The sequence below is a fragment of the Acinetobacter sp. YH01019 genome (genome assembly GCF_013420285.1).
In the GTDB taxonomy this organism is placed as follows: Bacteria; Pseudomonadota; Gammaproteobacteria; order Pseudomonadales; family Moraxellaceae; genus Acinetobacter; species Acinetobacter gandensis.
In genome coordinates this window covers 1-3,803 of sequence record NZ_VOYM01000140.1, presented here as the reverse complement: position 1 = coordinate 3,803, position 3,803 = coordinate 1, and the positions used below count along the sequence as shown (strand labels likewise).

The following is a 3,803-nucleotide window of genomic DNA, read 5'->3' as shown; positions in this document are numbered from 1 at the left end:
GATAATCTTTTTCAGATTCAATCAATAATTGAACCGCTCTTTCTCTGATTTCAGGGGTATATTTTAATTTTGTCATCGGGATAGTCTCTCAGAATATTGACTCTCCGACAAACCCGGTACGGTTCAGTTGTCCCTTTCTTCTAAACTCAGATAAAAGTCTAAATATTACCCACATGAAATAACAATACAATACGATGTCATAAAAATGTCATGAAGCAGTCACAGAATACTTAATTGAATAAAGTTCAATTCTTAGCCTTCCCGCAGACCTGGTCATTTTTTATTTACAAAAAATTAATTGACCTCTTCCAAAGGTTTTAGGGAATTTTTTATTAAGTTTTCTTTAGTGCTGCAATCTAACTTTATAAGAGCCATAAATGACTTCCTTGAATGTGCCTTCAAACTCTTCATCACATCCGTTAAAAAAGTATATAAATAGAGAGCTTTCACTACTTGAGTTTCATAAGCGGGTGTTGGTACAGGCGAAAGATACTGAATACCCTTTACTTGAACGATTAAATTTTTTAATTATTTTTTCAAGTAATCTTGATGAGTTTTTTGAAATACGAATTGCCAGTTTAATGCAACAAATTGAACTTTCAAATCATGCTAGAACTCGTCCAGATGACTTATTAATCTCAGACATAGTCACCACCATTTCCAAACTTGCACATGAAGCTGTCGAAGAACAGTATAAAATTCTTAATTATAATCTCTTACCGCAACTGCAAGGACATGGCGTTCATTTCATTCAGTATGGTGACATCCTTCAAAAACATAAAGAATGGATTAAGGATTATTTTCATAATGAAGTTCAACCTGTGGTTACGCCTATCAGTTTAGATCCAGCACATCCCTTTCCTCGGCTGGTGAATAAAAGTTTAAATTTTATTGTAACTTTAGAGGGTAAAGATGCTTTTGGACGAAAAATTGATTTGGCGATTGTTCCCGCACCACGATCATTACCTAGATTAGTGAAGTTACCTAAAAGTATTTCCGGTGAGGCTGAACACTACATTTTACTTTCAGCCATTATTCAGCAACATATTCATGAATTATTTCCAGGCGTTACAACAACGGGATGTTATCAATTTCGGGTCACACGTAATGCAGATTTAACCATCTCAGAAGATGTTGAAGACTTAGCGATTGCCTTAAAAGATGAACTATCCTCGCGACGCTTTGGTCGCGCTGTAAGACTTGAGGTGACTAAAAACTGCCCTGAAAATATTACTGATTATTTACTTGGACAATTTGATCTTGAGCAAGACCAACTCTATCGTATTGATGGCCCGCTTAATCTAGTCCGTTTTATCTCAAACTTCAATTTGCCCGAATTACGTTTTCCTTCCCATGTACAAAAATTACCGAAAGTGTTGTATGGGAAAAAATCCATATTTGAGGTATTAAAAACCGAAGATGTTTTATTACATCACCCTTTTCACTCTTTTGCTCCGGTCATTAAGCTACTGAAAGAGGCAGCCCGTGATCCACATGTGTTAGCCATAAAACAAACCCTTTATCGTAGTGGTGTAGATTCTGAAATTGTGCAAGTCCTTGCTGAAGCAGCACGAAATGGTAAGGAAGTCACAGCAGTGATTGAATTACGTGCTCGCTTTGATGAGGAGTCAAATATCGAAGTTGCCAATCTATTACAAGAAGCTGGGGCGGTTGTTGTATATGGGATCGTTGGTTATAAAACCCACGCCAAAATGATTCTGATCGTGCGTCGTGAAGTAGACAAGATTAAACGTTATGTTCATTTAGGCACAGGTAACTATCATGCAATGAATGCCAAAATCTATACTGATTATGGACTACTGACCAGTGATGCTGATATTTGTGAAGATGTCCATAAAGTCTTCCAGGAGCTCACAGGCATGGGGAAAATGGTCAAATTGAAAAAACTTTTTCATGCACCATTTACTCTGCATTCTCAATTGATTGAACTCATTGAAAATGAAACTGAAAATAGCAAAGCGGGCAAAAAAGCGCAGATTATTATTAAAGTCAACGCCTTAACTGAATCTCAACTAATTGATGCTCTGTATAGAGCGTCTCAAGCGGGCGTTCAAATCGATTTGATTATCCGTTCAATTTGCTGCTTACGCCCACAAGTGAAAGGACTTTCTGAAAATATTCGAGTCCGCTCAATTGTGGGACGTTTTTTAGAACATACCCGGGTTTATTATTTTTACCATCAGGGTGAAAGTAAACTTTTTTGCGCCAGTGCAGATTGGATGGGGCGTAATTTATTCTCTCGCATCGAGACCTGTTTCCCAATCGAAGATAAAAAACTTCGTAAACAAATTCTGGAAGAGGGCTTAATGAATTATCTTCAAGATAATCGGCGTGCATGGGAATTACAAGCCGATGGTACCTGGATACAATGTCAGGCTGGCAATGGACAGGCAGTCCATATTGCCCAGCAACAATTAATGAATCAAATTATTTAACGAAAAATTTCAAGTCATTGTATAAATGACAATCATTTGCAATGATTTAAACTTATTTTAACTAAACTGTAACAATACAACCCTAAAGTAAAAATCAAGTGGGAATGAGTCAATTACATGAATGATATCAGTGTTAAAAAGATCAACAAATTAATTGAACAGTTCGAAGAAGAAGGCAATAAAACACAAGCGCTTGAAATAGGTTATAAAACATATGCCATGCTTATGTCTGATCAGAAATTTGCTGATAAAGTGACAAAATCAGCAGAAAATTCTGAAGAGCGACTTTATAAATCGATAAAAATAAAACTTATTCCTGAGAAACATCATTTTAAAATAAAGTAAGAAGTACCAAACTTATAAAATACGATAAGTGACCGTCACATGACGCATAAGTTGTCATTGATAAAAAACCGCCATTATTGGTGGTTTTTTTATAGCAAAATAAATAGTTTTATATTTCAAAGTTATGTTCATCATTTAAAGAGAAATATAATTATTTAAGGGGCTGTAGTAGAAGTGACTATAACCCCAAACGGCCATCTCTTGATTTACCTTGCTCTAGACTCTGCTCAACCTTGGCATTTAGATCAATACCCATAATTAAGGGACCATGATCACAAGAGAGATATTTTGGTGTTTTGTAAGCGTCCGCTGAATCCCATGCCTATTTTTTAATTTTGGTCGGATTTCCAGCGGTGTGGCAGTAATTCTTCTATTTGGGTCACTTTATGCGTCGGCAGCCTTTTCAGCACATCACTTAAATAGGCATACGGATCCAGTCCATTCAGCTTTGCTGACTGGATTAAAGTCATGATATTGGCAGCTCGTTGGCCGCTGCGCAGCGAGCCAGCAAACAGCCAGTTCTTACGTCCCAACGCCCAGGGACGCATCTGATTTTCAATCCCTTGCGCAGCAATGCTGCTCATATCTATAGGCAAATTGCCATCATCCAGATAGCGGCAGAGTGCCTGCCAACGTTTTAGGCTGTAATTGATCGCCTTGGCAGTTGGAGAACTCGATGGCACCGCCAGATAATGTTGGTTGAGCCATTCATACAGTTGTTGCATCACCGGTTGGCTATGCTGTTGCCGGTATTCGCGGCGATGTTCTGCTGTACCATCGGTCTTTTTCCTGAGTTCTGCTTCTATGGCATACAGTTTCTGAATCAGCACGGCTTTGTTGCATAAAGGTTTGAAAGGCTGAGTTCCCTTAAGCTGCTCAAATTTAAGAGACAACTTGGGTATGAGGGCGACCTAATTCTGTGAATTTATTCAAGACTGCCATGCGTGCATGGATCTCATTCACCTGACTTGGAAAACTCCGCGCTGTTAATTTATCGCCTAA

General features: G+C 38.0%; 2 protein-coding genes and 2 pseudogenes. 2 read left to right on the top strand and 2 right to left on the bottom strand.

Features of this window, described 5'->3' with window-relative positions; all coding sequences use genetic code 11:
- Nucleotides 1–377 precede the first annotated feature (377 nt).
- On the top strand, nucleotides 378–2,456 hold the full coding sequence (gene ppk1, locus FTT84_RS17190) for a polyphosphate kinase 1 (RefSeq protein ID WP_180191845.1): 2,079 nt from the start codon (nucleotides 378–380) through the stop codon (nucleotides 2,454–2,456).
- 117 nt (nucleotides 2,457–2,573) lie between these two features.
- On the top strand, nucleotides 2,574–2,801 hold the full coding sequence (locus FTT84_RS17185; protein WP_004646177.1) for a hypothetical protein: 228 nt from the start codon (nucleotides 2,574–2,576) through the stop codon (nucleotides 2,799–2,801).
- Nucleotides 2,802–3,130: 329 nt separating this feature from the next.
- On the opposite strand, the pseudogene FTT84_RS17180 reads toward FTT84_RS17185, so the two are convergent.
- A pseudogene (locus FTT84_RS17180) lies at nucleotides 3,131–3,634 on the bottom strand (transposase); the annotation flags it as partial.
- A gap of 49 nt (nucleotides 3,635–3,683) precedes the next feature.
- Nucleotides 3,684–3,803, bottom strand: a pseudogene (locus FTT84_RS17175) (IS5/IS1182 family transposase); the annotation flags it as partial.

Bases quoted from the DNA above. Each gene is read 5' to 3' on its own strand.
- ppk1 (WP_180191845.1), top strand. From the start codon at position 378: ATGACTTCCTTGAATGTGCCTTCAAACTCTTCATCACATCCGTTAAAA.
- FTT84_RS17185 (WP_004646177.1), top strand. From the start codon at position 2,574: ATGAATGATATCAGTGTTAAAAAGATCAACAAATTAATTGAACAGTTC.